The organism is Sabulicella rubraurantiaca (genome assembly GCF_017355885.1).
GTDB classification, from domain to species: Bacteria; Pseudomonadota; Alphaproteobacteria; order Acetobacterales; family Acetobacteraceae; genus Roseococcus; species Roseococcus rubraurantiacus.
In genome coordinates, this window is the sequence record NZ_JAFEUU010000001.1 from 125,133 (window position 1) to 140,747 (window position 15,615).

General features: G+C 68.8%; 18 protein-coding genes. 10 read left to right on the forward strand and 8 right to left on the reverse strand.

Going from position 1 to position 15,615, the window contains the following annotated elements; all coding sequences use genetic code 11:
- Positions 1 to 2 precede the first annotated feature (2 nt).
- Positions 3 to 1,811, reverse strand: coding sequence for a CocE/NonD family hydrolase (locus JTJ31_RS00590; protein WP_207536654.1), 1,809 nt, complete (start codon positions 1,809 to 1,811; stop codon positions 3 to 5).
- 88 nt (positions 1,812 to 1,899) lie between these two features.
- On the opposite strand from JTJ31_RS00590, the gene JTJ31_RS00595 reads away from it, so the two are divergent.
- Positions 1,900 to 2,859, forward strand: coding sequence for a Bug family tripartite tricarboxylate transporter substrate binding protein (locus JTJ31_RS00595; protein WP_207536655.1), 960 nt, complete (start codon positions 1,900 to 1,902; stop codon positions 2,857 to 2,859).
- A 154-nt stretch (positions 2,860 to 3,013) separates the two neighbouring features.
- Positions 3,014 to 4,006 (forward strand): TAXI family TRAP transporter solute-binding subunit, encoded by a 993-nt coding sequence (locus JTJ31_RS00600; protein WP_207536656.1) that lies wholly within the window; start codon positions 3,014 to 3,016, stop codon positions 4,004 to 4,006.
- Positions 4,007 to 4,073: 67 nt separating this feature from the next.
- On the opposite strand, the gene JTJ31_RS00605 is transcribed toward JTJ31_RS00600, so the two are convergent.
- The 4 genes from JTJ31_RS00605 to JTJ31_RS00620 form a co-directional block, all read right to left on the reverse strand.
- The gene (locus JTJ31_RS00605; RefSeq protein ID WP_207536657.1) at positions 4,074 to 6,080 is read right to left on the reverse strand and encodes a TRAP transporter permease; all 2,007 of its coding nucleotides are present in this window, start codon (positions 6,078 to 6,080) and stop codon (positions 4,074 to 4,076) included.
- A gap of 80 nt (positions 6,081 to 6,160) precedes the next feature.
- The gene (locus tag JTJ31_RS00610) at positions 6,161 to 6,829 is read right to left on the reverse strand and encodes an amino acid ABC transporter permease (protein ID WP_207536658.1); all 669 of its coding nucleotides are present in this window, start codon (positions 6,827 to 6,829) and stop codon (positions 6,161 to 6,163) included.
- A complete protein-coding gene (locus JTJ31_RS00615) occupies positions 6,819 to 7,484 on the reverse strand; it encodes an amino acid ABC transporter permease (RefSeq protein ID WP_328805618.1) in 666 nt (221 codons plus the stop codon). The genes JTJ31_RS00610 and JTJ31_RS00615 overlap by 11 nt, the downstream gene beginning before the upstream one ends.
- A complete protein-coding gene (locus tag JTJ31_RS00620) occupies positions 7,481 to 8,320 on the reverse strand; it encodes a transporter substrate-binding domain-containing protein (RefSeq protein WP_207536659.1) in 840 nt (279 codons plus the stop codon). The genes JTJ31_RS00615 and JTJ31_RS00620 overlap by 4 nt, the downstream gene beginning before the upstream one ends.
- Positions 8,321 to 8,477: 157 nt before the next feature.
- On the opposite strand from JTJ31_RS00620, the gene JTJ31_RS00625 reads away from it, so the two are divergent.
- Positions 8,478 to 8,687 (forward strand): hypothetical protein, encoded by a 210-nt coding sequence (locus JTJ31_RS00625; RefSeq protein WP_207536660.1) that lies wholly within the window; start codon positions 8,478 to 8,480, stop codon positions 8,685 to 8,687.
- 7 nt (positions 8,688 to 8,694) lie between these two features.
- Here JTJ31_RS00625 and mtnA read toward each other — a convergent pair whose 3' ends face one another.
- Entirely contained in the window at positions 8,695 to 9,777 is a 1,083-nt protein-coding gene (gene mtnA, locus JTJ31_RS00630) for an S-methyl-5-thioribose-1-phosphate isomerase (protein WP_207536661.1), read from the reverse strand.
- A 123-nt stretch (positions 9,778 to 9,900) separates the two neighbouring features.
- Between mtnA and JTJ31_RS00635 the strand changes: the two genes are divergently transcribed.
- Positions 9,901 to 10,506 carry a LysE family translocator gene (locus JTJ31_RS00635; protein WP_207536662.1) on the forward strand — a complete coding sequence of 202 codons (606 nt, stop codon included), beginning with the start codon at positions 9,901 to 9,903 and terminating at the stop codon, positions 10,504 to 10,506.
- Here JTJ31_RS00635 and JTJ31_RS00640 read toward each other — a convergent pair whose 3' ends face one another.
- Positions 10,507 to 10,983 (reverse strand): UPF0262 family protein, encoded by a 477-nt coding sequence (locus JTJ31_RS00640; RefSeq protein ID WP_408015375.1) that lies wholly within the window; start codon positions 10,981 to 10,983, stop codon positions 10,507 to 10,509.
- Positions 10,980 to 11,396 (reverse strand): DUF983 domain-containing protein, encoded by a 417-nt coding sequence (locus JTJ31_RS00645; RefSeq protein WP_236019751.1) that lies wholly within the window; start codon positions 11,394 to 11,396, stop codon positions 10,980 to 10,982. The genes JTJ31_RS00640 and JTJ31_RS00645 overlap by 4 nt, the downstream gene beginning before the upstream one ends.
- 69 nt (positions 11,397 to 11,465) lie before the next feature.
- Between JTJ31_RS00645 and JTJ31_RS00650 the strand changes: the two genes are divergently transcribed.
- The 6 genes from JTJ31_RS00650 to JTJ31_RS00675 all read left to right on the forward strand — a co-directional run bounded on the left by JTJ31_RS00650 (position 11,466) and on the right by JTJ31_RS00675 (position 15,601).
- The gene (locus JTJ31_RS00650; protein ID WP_207536664.1) at positions 11,466 to 12,122 is read left to right on the forward strand and encodes an aspartate/glutamate racemase family protein; all 657 of its coding nucleotides are present in this window, start codon (positions 11,466 to 11,468) and stop codon (positions 12,120 to 12,122) included.
- Entirely contained in the window at positions 12,119 to 12,520 is a 402-nt protein-coding gene (locus JTJ31_RS00655) for a ketosteroid isomerase-related protein (RefSeq protein WP_207536665.1), read from the forward strand. The genes JTJ31_RS00650 and JTJ31_RS00655 overlap by 4 nt, the downstream gene beginning before the upstream one ends.
- 58 nt (positions 12,521 to 12,578) lie before the next feature.
- Positions 12,579 to 13,601 carry an AI-2E family transporter gene (locus JTJ31_RS00660; protein ID WP_207536666.1) on the forward strand — a complete coding sequence of 341 codons (1,023 nt, stop codon included), beginning with the start codon at positions 12,579 to 12,581 and terminating at the stop codon, positions 13,599 to 13,601.
- A gap of 55 nt (positions 13,602 to 13,656) precedes the next feature.
- Positions 13,657 to 14,109, forward strand: coding sequence for a c-type cytochrome (locus JTJ31_RS00665; RefSeq protein WP_207536667.1), 453 nt, complete (start codon positions 13,657 to 13,659; stop codon positions 14,107 to 14,109).
- Between the two features lie 140 nt (positions 14,110 to 14,249).
- Positions 14,250 to 15,245 (forward strand): Vgb family protein, encoded by a 996-nt coding sequence (locus JTJ31_RS00670; protein ID WP_207536668.1) that lies wholly within the window; start codon positions 14,250 to 14,252, stop codon positions 15,243 to 15,245.
- Positions 15,242 to 15,601 carry a c-type cytochrome gene (locus JTJ31_RS00675; protein WP_207536669.1) on the forward strand — a complete coding sequence of 120 codons (360 nt, stop codon included), beginning with the start codon at positions 15,242 to 15,244 and terminating at the stop codon, positions 15,599 to 15,601. Before JTJ31_RS00670 ends, JTJ31_RS00675 begins: the two co-directional genes overlap by 4 nt.
- Positions 15,602 to 15,615 lie beyond the last annotated feature (14 nt).

The following is a 15,615-nucleotide window of genomic DNA, read 5'->3' on the forward strand; positions in this document are numbered from 1 at the left end:
ACTCATGCTCCGGAGCGGAGAGGTAGGTCCAGCGTGCTGCCCGCATGCAGCACGAAGCGCGGCGGTCGGCCATGCGGGGTCTGGATCATGTGATCCGCGTCGTGCCCCGCGACGGAGAGGCGCAGCTTGCTGCCCGCCTCGAAGCGCCAAGCGACCGGCAGCAAGGCTATGCGCACGCGCTCGACCTTTCCCGGCTCCATCGGCGCCGCGTCCTCGCGCCGGTAGCTGCGCCAGGGCCAGGCGCAGCGATAGGTCGGCGGCGGCTCGGCCTCCTTGCGATGCAGGAGGCGCAGCAGGCCTTCCGTGACGTAGCGCACCGTGCCGTCCGCCTGGACCTCCGACAGGTAGAGCAGCAGCGCCCCGTCCCGCTCGGAGCATTCCAGCTGGATATCGGCGATCACGTGCCCAGCGAGGTCCAGCGCCGCCTCGAGGGGCGCGGTGGTGAAGCCGGAGAGGGCTCCCTGCCGTCCGGTCCAATCGGCGTGATAGGTGGTGCTGTTGATGCCGGCGATGCGCTCGTAGCGCGTGCCGTCGCCGCTGCCCCACGCGAAATCCGCCTGGATTTCCGCGCGCAATGCACCCGGTTCGCGCTCCAGCACGGCCCCGTCACGCAGGTTCAGGCGCAGGGAGTTCGGCGCGGGCGGCCACGAATCCGATGCATGCCACGCCTCCTCGTGCATGGCGAAGTAATGGATCGGCGCTTCGTTCCGCAGCCCGGTGTCGCGCCCCATCAGATACTCGTCGAAGAAGCGCGTCACCTCATGGACCAGGACGAAGTCCGGCTCGACCGCATTGCGCCACGGCGAGACGTTGCATCGCGCCCCATGATCCCATGGGCCGAGAAGCAGATGGCGCGGGTTCCGCGACAGCGTCAGGTAGCGCGCGATGGCGGAGTTGGCGTAGCCCGCCCCATCCAGCCACCCGGACACGCAACACACCGCCACGTCGTCCGGAATGGTGGGGCTCGCCGCGTAGGGGCTGATATTGGCCGAGGAGAAACTTGGGTCGTGCGGCAACGCTTCCTCGCGGAAGCGGAGGTCGGCCATGAAGTCGGGCTGGCGGAAATTGCCCAGGTGCTCGTGCACCGCGGCGCGGCACAGCGATCCGTCCGCATCCTCGTCCACGGGCGCGGGGCCGCGCAAATCGGGGTTGGCGAAATACGCGAAGTTCTTGAGCAGGTCGCGCCGGTCATGGTCCATCGCCACCATCAGGTCGTCATAGACCTGCGCGAGGCGGTTCAGGTACAGCCCGCCCGGATAGTAATGGTCGGCCCAGGTGTCCCACACAGCGAAGAGCGGCGCGATCGCCTTCACCGCCGGATGTGCGGTGGAAGCCAGGAAGTCCGATGCCGCGCCAGGATAGGAAATCCCCGTCGCGCCGATGCGTCCATTCGACCAGGGCTGGGCCACCACCCAGTCGGCCAGTTCCTTCGCGTCGTCGCGCTCGCGCGGCGAGCGGAAGGAATCGCGCGTGCCGAAGGATGCGCCGGTGCCGCGCACATCCACCACGACCAGCGCGTAGCCACGCGGCACGAAGGCCTCGCGGAACTTTGCCGTGTTGGGGCATGCCTCGGCGGCGCTGCCCGGTTCCAGGCTGAAGCGTCGATAATAGGGCGTGAGCACCATGATGGCAGGGAAGGGGCCATCGCCCCCCTCGGGCAGCCACGCATCCACGGCGATCCGGCATCCGTCGCGCATGGTGACGTAGCGCGAGAGCGGCTTCGCCGGGACGCGGAACGGCACCTCCCTCCGGGCCCAATAGGCCGAAGGTGCTTCCTGCCATGCTGCGCTGCCCGTGTCCCGATCGCCCATGCTCTAATCCTGCTTCGTGAGGGGCGGAGATTGGCCCCGGTGCGGCTCTTCGCCAAGCTTGTCGCAGTGAATCACGGAGGAAACCACCATGCTCACCCGCCGCAGCCTGCCGGGGCTGCTTCTCGCCTCGCCCGCCCTGGCGCAAGCCTTCCCACAGCGCCCGATCCGCCTCGTCATTCCCTTCACCGCCGGGGGCTCGAACGACATCCTGGGACGCATCCTCGCAGAGGGCATGGCCACGCGGCTCGGCGTGCCGATCGTGGTGGAAAATCGCGGCGGCGCGGGCGGGGTGCTGGGCAATGATCTCGTCGCCAAGGCACCAGCCGACGGGCACACCATCCTGCTCGCCGGGTCGGGCTCCTTCGTCATCTCGGCACTGACGCATCCGCGGGTTCCTTACGACCCGGAGCGGGACTTCAGCCCCGTTGGGCTGATGGGCGCCTCACCGAACATCATTGCCGCTGACCCGCGGCTGGGCATCAACGACCTCGCCGCGCTGCGTGAGCGGGGGCGCAACGCCAATCCTTCGCTGACCTTCGGCACGGCAGGGGCGGGGACGACCGCGCATGCGCTGGGGGCGATGACTTCACTCACCCTCGGCATCCCGCTGGAGTTCGTGCATTACCGCGGCACGGCGCCCGCACTTCAGGACGTGCTGGCAGGGCGCGTCTCACTCATCAGCAATGCCGCCGCGCCCTTCATTCCCTTCCTATCCGCCGGAACACTGCGTGGGATTGCGGTCGCAGGACGCGGCCGCTCCAAGGTTGCACCCACGATTCCAACCAGCGTCGAGCAAGGCTTCCCCGACCTCGACAGCGCGACCTGGTACGGGCTCGTCGCGCCGGCCGGCACGCCCGACACCGTGCGAGCGCGCCTGCTGGAGGCGATGAACGCAACCCTGGCGGATGCTCCCACGGCCGCCCGCATCGAGGAGCAGGGCTGCGAGGTCGAAACCTCCCGGACGCCTGAGGAATTCGGCCGCTTCCTCGAGCGCGAGCGCCAGCGCTGGGGCGTGGTGGTGGAACGCGGCCGAATGCGCGAGGGGTGATGCGCTGCGCTCCTGCTTCGTAACGACTTGATTCAGCAAGAGGAGATTGCCCTTCTCCTCCGGTCTGGGCCAATTTGCCCAGGCCGGGCCCCCAAGGGGCGGGCGAGGGCGGCACAAGCCACCCCTTGTCATGACTGGGAGGAGTAAACCGCACATGCAGCGACGCATTCTGCTGGCCGGGGCCACGCTTGGCCTGACCGCGCCCGCCATCTTCGGCCGCGCCCACGCGCAGCCGCGCAATTCCAGCTGGCCGCGTGCCCTGAACATGGGCACCGCTGCGCCGGGTGGCACCTACGCTCTTTATGGACCTGTCTGGGGCCAGCTCGTGCAGGAAGCGACGGGCGTCAACATCTCCTATCGCACTACGCAGGGGCCGAATCAGAACATCGTGCTGGTGCAGCGCCGCGAGGTCGAGATCGGCATGGTGACGATGGGCGTGGCGCTCCAGGCCTGGAACGGCCAGGGCGACTGGACCCAGGGCAACCGCTTCCGCGAGATCCGGGCGCTCTTCCCCATGTACGACACGCCGTTCCACGGCATCTCACTGAAGCGCAGCGGCATCACGCAGATGTCCCAGCTGGCGGGCAAGAATATCGGCGTCGGGCCGCGCGGCGGCACGCCGGGCACCTACTTCCCGCTCATCATGAACACGCTTGGCTATCGCCCTGCCGCGATCCGCTATGGCTCGGGCAGCGACATGTCGGGGCAGCTGCAGGACGGGCTGCTGGATGCCTTCCTCTTCGCGTCCGGCGTGCCCATCCCCGCCTTCTCCGAGGCGGAGACGCAGGGCGAGGTAAACTTCCTCGACTACACGCAGGACGAGGTGCAGAAGCTCACCCAGACCTTCCCGGAGCTCTCGGCTTCGACGCTGCCGGCCAGCACCTACCGCACGGCGGGGCGCGAACTGCGCGTGGTCGGCATGTTCAACTTCGCCATCGGCCACCGCTCCCTGCCCGAGGATCTCGTCTACGAGATGGTGAGGTCCGTGCTGGGGCAGCAGCCGCGCCTGCAGCAATCCATCGCCGCCGCCGCGGAAACGACGGCCTCGAATGCGACCAAGAACAGCTTTTTGCCTTACCACCCCGGCGCGGCGCGCTACCTGCGCGAGGTCGGGCAAACCATCCCGGACAATCTCGTCCTCGCCTGAGGCGGAGAGGGGGTGCCACGGCGCCCCCGGCCCATTTGGCCGCCCTGGTTGAACCGGGGCGGCTTTTTCATGTCGGGCGAACTGCCGCCGGAACGATCTCTTCTGGATAGGTGCGCTTCTGCCAGAGCAGCAGAGCGATGCCGACGGCGATGCCGGTCACATCGGTGACCACCTCAGGCACCATCAGCAACAACCCCGCGGCGCCGGAAACGAAGCGCAGCGGCAGGGCGAGCGGCCCGTTCCACATCCAGCCTTCCGTCGCGCAGGCCAGCAGGAAGACGCCGCAGCACGCCGTCGCGAAGGCGACCAGGATGAGCAGAAGCGGCCCCTGCGCTAGCAGGGCAGGCGACATCCAGAACAGGTAGGGCACGATGAAGGTGGCGAGGCTGAGCTTCACCGCGATGACGCTGGTGCGCCACATATCTGCTCCGGCCATGGAGGCGGCGGCGAAGGAGGCCAGCGCGACCGGCGGCGTGATGGATGAGAGGACGGCAAAGTAGAAGATGAACATATGCGCCACCAGCGGCTCGACCCCGATGCGGATCAGCCCGGGTGCGACCACCGCGCCAGCGATTGCATAGGCAGCCGTCGTCGGCACCCCCATGCCCAGGATCACCGCCACCACCATGGCGAAGATCATGGCGAGAATTGAGGACGCGCCGGCCACCTCCAGCAGCATGGTTGCGAAGCGCCCACCCACACCCGTCACGCCGATCACCCCTGCCACGATACCAGCGGCGGCGCAGACGGCGATAAGCTGCATCACCTCCTTCATGCTGTTGTGCATCGTGGCGTAGATGGCCTGACCCGTCTCGACGAAGGTGGCGACCGTCGCGGCAAGGATGTTCTGCCTCTGCACCATCACGCGGTGGACGAGGGTGGTGCCGAACATGATCAGCAGCGTCGCGGCGATGCCCCAGGCGGCGGCGCGGAAGGGCGAGTAGCCCTGGAACAGCATCACCATCAGCAGCACCAGCGGTGCGGCCATGTAGAGGTGGCGGAGGATGTAGCTCCAGCGGGGAAGCTCCTCGCGCGGCAGGCCGCGAATGCCGAGCTTGCGGGCGTTCAGGTCGCAATGGATGTAGTTGGCGACATAGAAGAGCAGCGCCGGGATCAGACCGGCCAGGGCGATCTCCATGTAGGGAACGCCCAGCACCTCGGCCATGATGAAGGCGCCGGCACCCATCACCGGCGGCGTGATCTGGCCGCCCGTCGAGGAACTCGCCTCGATGGCAGCGGCGGTGGGGCGGTCGTATCCGACGCGGCGCATCATCGGAATGGTGAAGGCGCCCGAGGCCACCACGTTGGCGACGGCCGAGCCGGAAATGGCGCCGAACATGATGCCGGACAGCACCGTCACCTTCGCCGGCCCGCCGCGCAGCCGCCCGACCAGGGTGAGGGCCACGTCGTTGAAGTAGTCGCCGGCACGTGAGGTCTGCAGGAAGGTCGCGAAGACCACGAACATGATGATGAAGGACGCGCTGACCTGCACGATCGTGCCGAGCACGCCGTTGTTGTTGAACAGCTCCACCAGCGCCTGATCGAAGGCCACGCCGCGATGGTAGAGGATGCCTGGTAGCCAGGGTCCGACGAAGCAGTAGCCGATGAAGACGCAAGCGATCAGCGGCATGACGAGTCCCGCCGTCCGCCGCGTGAATTCGAGCACCAGGAGGATGCCGATCCCGGCCACCCAGAGATCGGTGGCGTTCGGCCCCATGAAGGATCGCATCTCGATCCCATCCGCATCCAGGATGTAGTGGAAGGGGATGGCGATGCTGGCGAGCACCAGCACCCAGTCAAGGAGCGGGACCCGCGTCGCTTGGCTGGTGGCGGCGCGCGGCGCGAAGAGTGTGAAGCCCAGCGCTGCGCCGAAGAAGACGTGGATGGCACGCGAGATGGTCGGGTCAACCGGCTCGACCAGCAGGATCCAGAGGTGGAAGCCGACGAAGGCCGCCGCCGCCGCGCGCCACGCCAAACCTATGAAGCCTGGGAGCTCGCGACGGGCGGTCGCGAACTCCATGTCGTCAACCGCGGTGTTCACCTCCGCGGTCGTCTTGAGGGTGTCCCCCTGCATCCCCTGCGCTCCCCGGCTATTTTCTTGAGCTGGCGCTTCCATAGACGGAAGGGGCGGCAACGAAAACCGTCTTGTGCGGCCTAGCGCCGGGAAGCGAGTTGCCGGTTTTCCAGCCGCGACAGCATCCGCACGAAGGGCCAGAGCAGGAGGAAGTAGATCACCGCCGCTGCGACGATGGGAGTGGCGTTGTAGGTCACGCTCTGCGCCTGCCGTGCCTGGAAGAGCAACTCGGGCAGGGCCACCACGGCGGCGAGCGAGGTCAGCTTCACCACCTCCAGCGTGTTTGACACGAGGTCGGGCAGCACGTTCCGCACTGCCTGTGGCAGCACGACGAGTGCCAGTGCATGCGGTCGGCTCAAGCCGAGGGAGCGCGCGGCCTCCATCTGCCCCTTGGGGACGGAGGCGATGCCGGCGCGGAGGATCTCCCCATAATAGGCCCCGGTGTTCAGGAAGAAGCCGGTCGCCACGGCCTGCCAGGCCGAGACCTCCACCCCCGCGAAGGGCAGCCCGGCATAGACCACCACCAGCAGCACCAGGGGTGGCAGGGCGCGGAACACGTCCACCCACACGGCGACGCCCCAGCGCAACCAGCGTCGCCGCGTCAGCGACAGCAGCGCCAGGATCAGCCCGCCCAGCAGGCCCAGCGGCACCACCAGCGCCGAGAGCAGCGCCGTCCGGCCCAAGCCATCCAGCAGGATGGGCCAGGCTTCCCGGAGGATCTCGGTGTTCAGGAAGGCGTCAGCGAACATGCCAGCGCCGCTCCACCCAGCGCCCCAGCACCACGACTGGCAGGAACAGCGCCAGATAGGCCAGCGCCGCCAGGGTGAGGGGAGTGGGATTGAAGGAGAAGGACACGCCCGCCTGCGCCGCGCCCAGGATCTCTGGCACGGCCACCACGCTGGCCAGCGCCGTGCCCTTGGTGATGGCGATGGTGCGGTTCACCAGGGGCGGGATCACGATGCGCACGGCCTGGGGCAGCACGACCAGGAAGAAGGTCGGCGCGAAGCGCAGCCCCAGGGCGCGCGATGCCTCCCACTGGCCCTTCGGCAGAGTGGTGATCCCTGCCCAGAAGATCTCCTCGGCGAAGGCCATCAGCACCAGCGACAGGGCGAGCCACGCCGCGACGAACCCGTTCAGCGCCATGCCGGCGGCCGGCAGCCCGAAATACAGCAGCACGATTACGACCAGCGGCGGCACGGCGCGGAACAGGTCCACCACGAAGATGATGAGCCAGTTCAGCGGCCGCACCCCCAGCGCCCGCAGCACCGCGAGGCCGAGCCCCGCGGCGAGCCCGGTGGCGATGACGCAGCCCGCCAGCACCACGGTCACTCCCATCCCCTCGATGATCTTCGGCCCGTGCTCGACCGCGACGCGGAGGTTCAGGAAGCTGTCAGCGAAGCTCACCCGCAGTTCGGATTCTGCGGCGTCGGGTCGTAGCCGGGCAGGTCGGGCGGGCCATAGCCGGGGAAGACGATGTTCTCGGCCTGGTCGGGGCCGGGGCGATCACCGAACCAGCGCTCGGAGATGCGGGCGATGAAGCCGTCGCGCTTCATGCAGGCCAGCACGTCCTCGACCTGGCGGCGCAGCTCCCCCGAGTCGCGGCGGAAGGGCGTGCCCCAGTGGAGCTGCGTCCCCGGCAGCACCCAGTCAGCCACGAATTGCGGCGTCCGCGACGCGGAGTAGCGCACGACCGTGTTGCCGGAGAGGTTGGCGTAGGCCCGGCCCGACAGCACAGCCTGGACCGCATCCGGCTGGGTGTCGAAGGCGAGCAGGGTGAGGTTCAGACGCTCCGCATTGTTGCGGACCCACGCCTCGTAGGGCGTGCCCTTGTTCACGCTGATCGCCTTGCCGCGCAGATCCTCCTCCGACCGGATGGGCGTCGTGCCGCGGCGGATCCCGAATTGCAGCGCGGTCCAGAGATAGCCTTCGGTGAAGAGCAGGTTCTCCGCGCGTTCCCGCGTCACGGTCGTGGGGGCGCATAGAAAGTCGTAGCGCCCGGCGTTCAAGGCTGGGATCAGCCCGCCGAAGCTGGCCGATTCGATCGTGATCTCACGGCCCATGCGGCGCGCGACCTCGCGGAACAGGTCGATCTGGAAGCCCTGAACGCCACCCTGGAGCGAGGGGAAAGCATGCGGGGCGAAGGTGCCGTCCACCCCGCATCGCAGCGGTGGCTGCGCCTGCTGTGCCATGGCGGTGGTGGAGAGCGTGGCGGCAAGAATGCCGGCGAGAAGAACTCGCATGCGTCGGCTCCTGTTCCGTGAAGGTTTGCGGTGCAGCGCAGCCTTCCATGCCGGTCTGATCTGCGCAACATGCAGGGATTGCGGCAGGGCCTACCACAGTCTCGCCCTGATTGGGGGTCAGGAATCGATCGTCACGGTTCTCAAGGAGTGACCGCCCATGCAACGTTTCGGCCTCGCCCTCACCCTTTCCGGCCTCGTCCTCGTGCTTGGCGTCGTTCTCATGGTCCTGTCCGGGGGCGCGAATGTCCTGCGTGCTTCGGCCTTCCTGCCGGCCGCCCTGGTGGCCTCGGGCGGCTCGCTGCTCGTGCTCGGCATGGTGCTGCTGGAGCGCGGGCGCGCCTCCGAAGTGGCGCGCATCCACGCTTGAAGCGCCGCTACCCCTTCTCGGGGTAGAGGTCCAGCAGCGCGGCCTCGTTAGCCGCGCAACGCCCGCGCTCGGTGATGAGCCCCGTCACCAGCCGCGCCGGCGTCACGTCGAAGGCGGGATTTGCCGCCTCGCTTCCTTCCGCCACCACCCGCACCGTCTCGATCCGCCCATCGGCGGTGCGGCCCGTCACCTCCGTCACCTCGCTGCCCGAACGTTCCTCGATCGGGATCTCGGCCACGCCGTCGCGCACCGTCATGTCGAGGGTCGAGTGGGGCAGGGCGACCCAGAAGGGCACCCCGTTGTCGCGCGCCGCCAACGCTTTGAGGTAGGTCCCGACCTTGTTGGCCACATCCCCCGTGCGCGTCACGCGGTCGGTGCCGACGATCACGATGTCCACATCTCCGTGCTGCATCAGGTGGCCACCGGCATTGTCCGAGACGACGGTGTGCTTCACCCCGTGCGCGCCCAGTTCGAAGGCAGTCAGCGCGGCGCCCTGGTTGCGGGGCCGCGTCTCATCCACCCACACATGCACGTCCAAGCCCTTGTCGTGGGCCATGTAGATCGGGGCCAGCGCCGTGCCCCAATCCACCGTGGCCAGCCATCCGGCGTTGCAGTGGGTCAGCACGTTCACCTTTCCCTTGCGGGCTGCGATCTCCTCCAGCAGCGGCAATCCATTCTCGCCGATGCGGCGGCATGTTTCCGCGTCGTCATCGGCGATCTCGGCCGCCTCGGCATAAGCGGCCTCGGCGCGCTCGGAGGGAGGAAGATTGTGCAGGCGCGACTTCTGCCGCTCCAGCGCCCAGCGCAGGTTGATGGCGGTCGGACGGGTCTCGGCCAACTCACGCAGCACTTCGTCCAGCTGTGACGGATCCTCGCGCATCGCCAGCGCGACGCCATAGGCTGCGACGGCACCGATCAGCGGCGCGCCGCGCACCTGCATGGTGCGGATGGCATGCGCGGCCTCCCGCCAAGTTGTGAGGCGCAGGGGCGCGACCTCCCAGGGCAGGCGGGTCTGGTCGAAGATGCGGACGGACCAGCCATCCTCGCGGTCCAGCCAGACAGAGCGATAGGAAACGCCGTTGATCTTCATGCGCCGACCCTCGTGATGTCGCTGCCGCATACCGGGTCCGCGGCGACCACCCAAGGGGCGTGGTTGCAGTGGACTGACCAGTTGGGGCAGCATTGCTGTCCTATATGGAGTGAGGAGGATCTCATGGAAGGCGCTGGCTGGCTTGCTGCCGTCACTGGCTTCGCCTTCGCCATGGCGGCTACGCCGGGGCCGAACAACGCGATGGTCACGGCCTCCGGCGCCAATTGGGGCTTCCGCCGCACCGTGCCGCATATCCTCGGCATTTCGCTGGGCTTTCCATTCATGTTCCTCGCCGTCGCGCTGGGCGCCGGAGAGGCCTTGCGCCTCCTGCCCTGGCTGAACGGCGTCCTACGCTGGGTCGGAGCCGCCTATCTTCTGTGGCTCGCCTGGCGCATCGCCACGGCTGTGCCCGCAACAGGCAAGGAGGCGCACGGGCGCCCCTTCTCCTTCCTGCAGGCCGCGCTGTTCCAGTGGGTGAACCCGAAGGCTTGGATGATCGCCCTGGGTGGCATCGCCGCCTATGCGACCGGCGAGGGCAGCGCCTTCCTGGTGCAGGCCGCGCTGCTCACGGCGATCTTCACAGCGGTGACCCTGCCGGTGGTAGCATTTTGGACCCTGGCCGGGGTCGGCGCCGCGCGCTTCCTGCGCAGCGAGGCAGCGCTTCGACGCTTCAACCTGGCGATGGCGCTGCTGCTGGTGCTGTCGCTCGTGCCAGTGCTGTGGTCGTAGTCAGACCCGCGCGTGCAACGCCGCGATCAGGGTGAAGAGGCGCCGGGCCGTCTCGAAATCCACCGCGATCCGGCCTTCCAGTCGGGCTTGCAGCAACTCCGCTGCCTCGTTGTGCAGGCCACGCCGCCCCATGTCGATGGCCTGGACGCGGGCATCCATCGCGCCTTCCGTCACCGCCTGCTCGTGGCTCTCCACCAGCATGTGGTAGTCCTTGATCATCCGTCGGAACGGCCCGAGCACGAGGATGATCGCCCTCAGAGGCTGGTCCTCTCCGTCACGGATATCGAGGATCAGGCGCCCCTCCCGCACCATCAGGTGCAGGCCGAACGGGCCGGGACCGAGCCCTGTCGGATCGAAGCGGTTGCCCGCCAGCAAATCCTCGACCGCCTGCCGCCGGTCCGCCTCGGCATAGGCGGAAGGGGGCGGCGGCGCGCCCGGCAGTTCGATGCGAACCAGACAGGGTTGCGCCACGCTCAGCCTTCCAGGCCGAGCCGCACCATCAGCCCGACCGTCGCGCCCTTGACGGGGCGCAGAAGCAGGGTGGTGAGGATGGCGAAAAGCGGCAATCCGACCAAGAGATAGAACCAGAAAGGTGGCTCCTGCGCGCGCTCCAGCCAGAAGATCGGCGGCACAAGGAGGTGGCCGACCAGGAAGATGGTGAAATAGGGCGGTGCGTCGTCCGCGCGCAGGCGGCCCAGCGGCGCTTGGCATACCTCGCAGCGGTCGACGACGCGCAGGAAACCCTTGAAGACCTTGCCTTCGCCGCAGATGGGGCAGCGATTGAGCGCGCCGCGCCACATGGATTGGGCAAGCGGCAGGCGAGGCCAGGGGTACGGCAGGGGAGCGCCCGCCTCGTGGGGCAGGTGCTCAGCGGGGTGACTGTCGGGCATGTTGCGCTGCACAATGCTACCTTTCGGGCCGGCGTGGCAAGAACGGGCAACGCCTGCCATGCTCTGGTGATGGCCCGGCGCATCCTCTTCATCAATCCCAACGCATCGTCCGCCTGCACGGCGGGCATCGCGGACGCAATCGCACCTTTCGGCCCAGGGCTGGAGGTGACCTCGCTGGAAGATGGCCCTCCCGCCATCGTCACCTGGCGCGACTGGTTCCGCGTCGCGGAGCCCTTGTGCCGCGTCATCGAGACGACGCCGGCCGACGCCTATGTGATCGCCTGCGTGAGCGACCCCGGCCTGGAAGCGGCGCGCACGGTCACGGACCGGCCGGTGCTGGGCATGTTTCGTTGCGCCGTCGCCGCAGCGCTGGCCCGTGCCGAGCGCTTCGGCGTGATCGGCTTCACCTCAGCCTCCCTGCCGCGCCATCGCCGCATCCTCGCGGGCATGGGGGTGGAGGCGCGCATGGCGGGTTGGGTGCCGCTCAACCTGCCGATGGAGGCGCTCACCGACCCTGTCGCGCCGCAACGCCGCATCGCGGAAGCCGCGCGGCGCCTCGCCGATGAAGGGGCCGAGGTGGTGATCCTGGGCTGCGCCGGCATGGCCGGCCACGTCGCCGTGGCGCGGGAGGCGGCCGGCGTTCCGGTGATCGAGCCGTGCCGCGCCGCCGCCGCCGCGGCGGTGCTTGCCGCGATGGAGGAGGAGATGGCACCTCTCTCGGCATGACCACCGAGATCTTGATCCGCGACTACTACGCAGCCTTCAACCGCGGCGACTGGGAGGCGATGCTCTCCCTCCTCACCGAGGACGTGGCGCATGACGTGAACCAGGGCACGCGGGAGACAGGCCGCGACGCCTTTCGCACATTCCTTGGCCGCATGGAGCGCGCCTATCGGGAGTGCGTCGAGGATCTCGTCGTCATGACCTCGTCCGACGGGGCGCGCGCGGCGGCGGAGTTCACCATCCACGGTCAATACCTGACGACCGATGAGGGCCTGCCCGCAGCGCGTGGCCAGCGCTACGTCCTGCCTGTCGGCGCCTTCTTCGAATTCCGGGACCGACGCATCGCCCGCGTCACGAACTACTACAACCTCGCCGACTGGCTGCAACAGGTCGGCGGCTGAAGGGGCGCAACCTTCCCGATCCTGGCGGCTTCACGCTTCGATGCAGGGAAGCGATGCGATGCCGGACCGAAGCGATGATGAGCGGAACTTTCTCCGCCGAGTGCTGATCGTCGCAGGCGTCGTGGTTCTTCTGCTCACCTTCTGGGCGGTGCGCGAGGCGCTGCTGATCGGCTTCGCCTCGCTCCTCGTCGCCGTGCTGCTCAGCGCCTGTGCCGAGCTCATCTGCAAGTATACCGGGCTGCGGCGGCGCTGGGCGCTGATCATCTCGGCCCTGCTCATCGTCGCATTCCTGGGACTTTGCGGCCTCCTTGTCGGATCCCAGCTTGCGAGTCAGGTGACGCAGCTCATCACCGGTTTGCCGCGTGCGCTTGCCGAGGTGGAGAGCCGTCTTGGCATCGAGCTTCCAAGCGGCACTGATGCCTTGCCAGAGAACATCCTGGGCCAGGTCGCCGGCTTTGGGCGCGCGTTGGTGGATGCGACGACGGCGCTCATCCTCGCCGTGGTGGGCGGCGGGTTTCTGGCCGCGGACCCGGAGCGCTACCGTGCCGGTGTCGTGAAGCTGTTCCCCAAGGACCAGACCGCGCGCGTGGAAGACATGCTCGACACGCTCAGCACCGTGCTGCGCCGCTACCTGCTCGCGACACTCGTGGCGATGGTCATCATCGGCACGGCGGCGGGGCTTGCCTGCTGGTGGATCGGCCTGCCCGCACCGCTCGCGCTCGGGCTTTTCGCGGGGGTTGCGCAGTTCGTGCCGGTGATCGGCGCCGTGGTGGGAGCAGTCCCTGCGGTAATGCTGGCTGCGGCACAGGGGGGATCCGTCCTGCTCTGGACAATCGGCGCCTTCGTGGTGATCCAGCAGGTCGAAACCAACATGATCACCCCGGTGGTCGAGGAGCGGCTGGTGAACATCCCGGCCTTTGTCCTGCTCATCGGCATCGTGGCCGCCGGGGCCGTGTTCGGCCTGCCGGGGGTGGTGCTGGCGGCGCCCATCACCGTGGTCTGCTACGTCGCCGTCCAGAAGCTTTGGGTGCGCGAAACCCTGGAGCGCCAGGTCGAGGTGGCGGGCGAGGGCGAGGCGTGAGCGCAACCCCACGCTGGGGCTGATGTTGCCGGAGGGACAGGCCCGGAGCCACCGATTGCGCGCGCTGACCTTGCCCCTGCTGCTGGCGCTGATCGCCTGCGACGCCGAGCCCCCGCCGGAGCTTCGCGTGGCGGGCGGCGATGCCGATGCCGGTCGCGTCGTCGTCGCGGAGCATGGCTGCGGCGCTTGTCACGTCATTCCCGGCGTGCGCGGGGCCGTATCCTGGGCCGGGCCGCCGCTCGCGGAGTGGTCGCGGCGCGGCTGGCTCGCCGGGCGCTTCCCCAACCGGCCCGACACGCTGGTGGCCTGGCTGCTGGACCCGCAGGCCATGTCGCCCGGCACCGCAATGCCCAATCTGGGCCTGACCGAAGCCCAGGCGCGTGACGCTGCGGCCTTCCTGCTCTCGATTGGCGCCGGGCAGGCACAACGCATGCCGGCGGGAATGCCGCTCGGCCCCGGTGAGGGCGGGCCGCGCCCCGACGCGCGCATCCGCCCGCGCGACGGCTGAGCGGTCCCCAGAAAAAAGAGAACCCCCCGGGCCGGTTCCGCTTCACGCCCCGGCAAGCGGCACCTTATCTTCCTGGCCGCTCGCCGTGTGAAAACGGATCCGGAACGCGGCGCAACGTGATTCAGGCAATGGAGGCCAGGATGAAGCGTCGCTCCCTTTTCGGACTTGGTGCCGCGCTGGTGGCTCTTCCGGCCGGTGCCGTACCCAACGGCTTCCGCGTCACCTACTTCAACGCGGCCGCGCCCGGTGGCGGGCGCGTCGGCTCGCGCGACGTCACTGCCGCGGGCGACGGGACCATGTGGTTCTGCGGCCAGCGCAACGGAACGCTGAACCGGCTCGACCCACGCGACGGCTCCATCCGCGTGGTGGGTCTGCGCGTCCGCGGGGCGGAGCGCGCGGCGCCCCATGGGGTGGTGCGCGGGCCTGACGGCGCCGCCTGGGTGACGGAGGGCGGTCAGAACGCGATCGCCCGCGTGGATCCCTCGGACCATCGCGTGCAGCTCTGGAACCTTCCCGAGCGCTTCGCCAATGCGAACCTCAACACCGGCGTGTTCGACGACCGCGGCACCTATTGGTTCACGGGGCAGAACGGCGTGGTCGGCCGCTTCGTCCCGGCGACGGAGCGCATGGATGTCTGGGAGGCGCCGCGCGGGCCTGGCGCCTATGGCATCACCAAGACGCCGCAGGGCGGCATCTGGTACGTCTCGCTGGCGGGCAACCACCTCGCGCAGATCGAGGACCTGGAGACGGCGCGCATCCGCATCCTGGAGCCCCCGACACCGAACCAGGGCGCGCGGCGCGTCTGGAGCGACAGCCAGGGCCGGCTGTGGATCAGCGAATGGAATAGCGGCAACGTCTCGGTGCATGACCCGCGCGACGGGTCCTGGCGCCAGTGGCGCCTGCCTGGCGAGCGGCCGCGCGCCTATTCGGTCTGGGTGGATCCATCGGACAAGGTCTGGCTGACCGACTTCCCGGCCAACGCCATCGTGCGCTTCGACCCCGCCAACGAGTCCTTCCTGTCCTTCCCCTCCGACCGGCCGGGCGCGAACGTGCGACAGATGGATGGGATCGAGGGCGAGGCCTGGGGTGGCGAAAGCGGCACCGACCGGATCGTGCGAATCCAGTACGGTCTGTGAGGGCGCTGGCCCTACTGGTGTTGCTGGCGCATCCGGCCATGGCGCAGGAGGGGGCGGCGCTGTTCCGCCGCCACTGCGCGTCCTGTCATGACGTCACGCCGGGCGCGCCCTTGGGCGCAGGACCGAACCTCGCAGGTCTTGCTGCGCGGGGCGTCGCTGGAGATGCGCGGTTCGATTATTCACCCACCCTTCGGGCAGGCCGGGAGGCGGGACGGCGCTGGGACGCGGCGTCGCTCGCTTCGTTCCTCGCCGATCCGGACGAGGCCTTCCCCGGCACCTGGATGAGTCCGGCCGGGCCAGCGACGGCGCCGCAGCGCGACGCCATCGCCCGTTTCCTGCTGGGGGAGGGGGGCTAGCCCCCCTCCGTCGC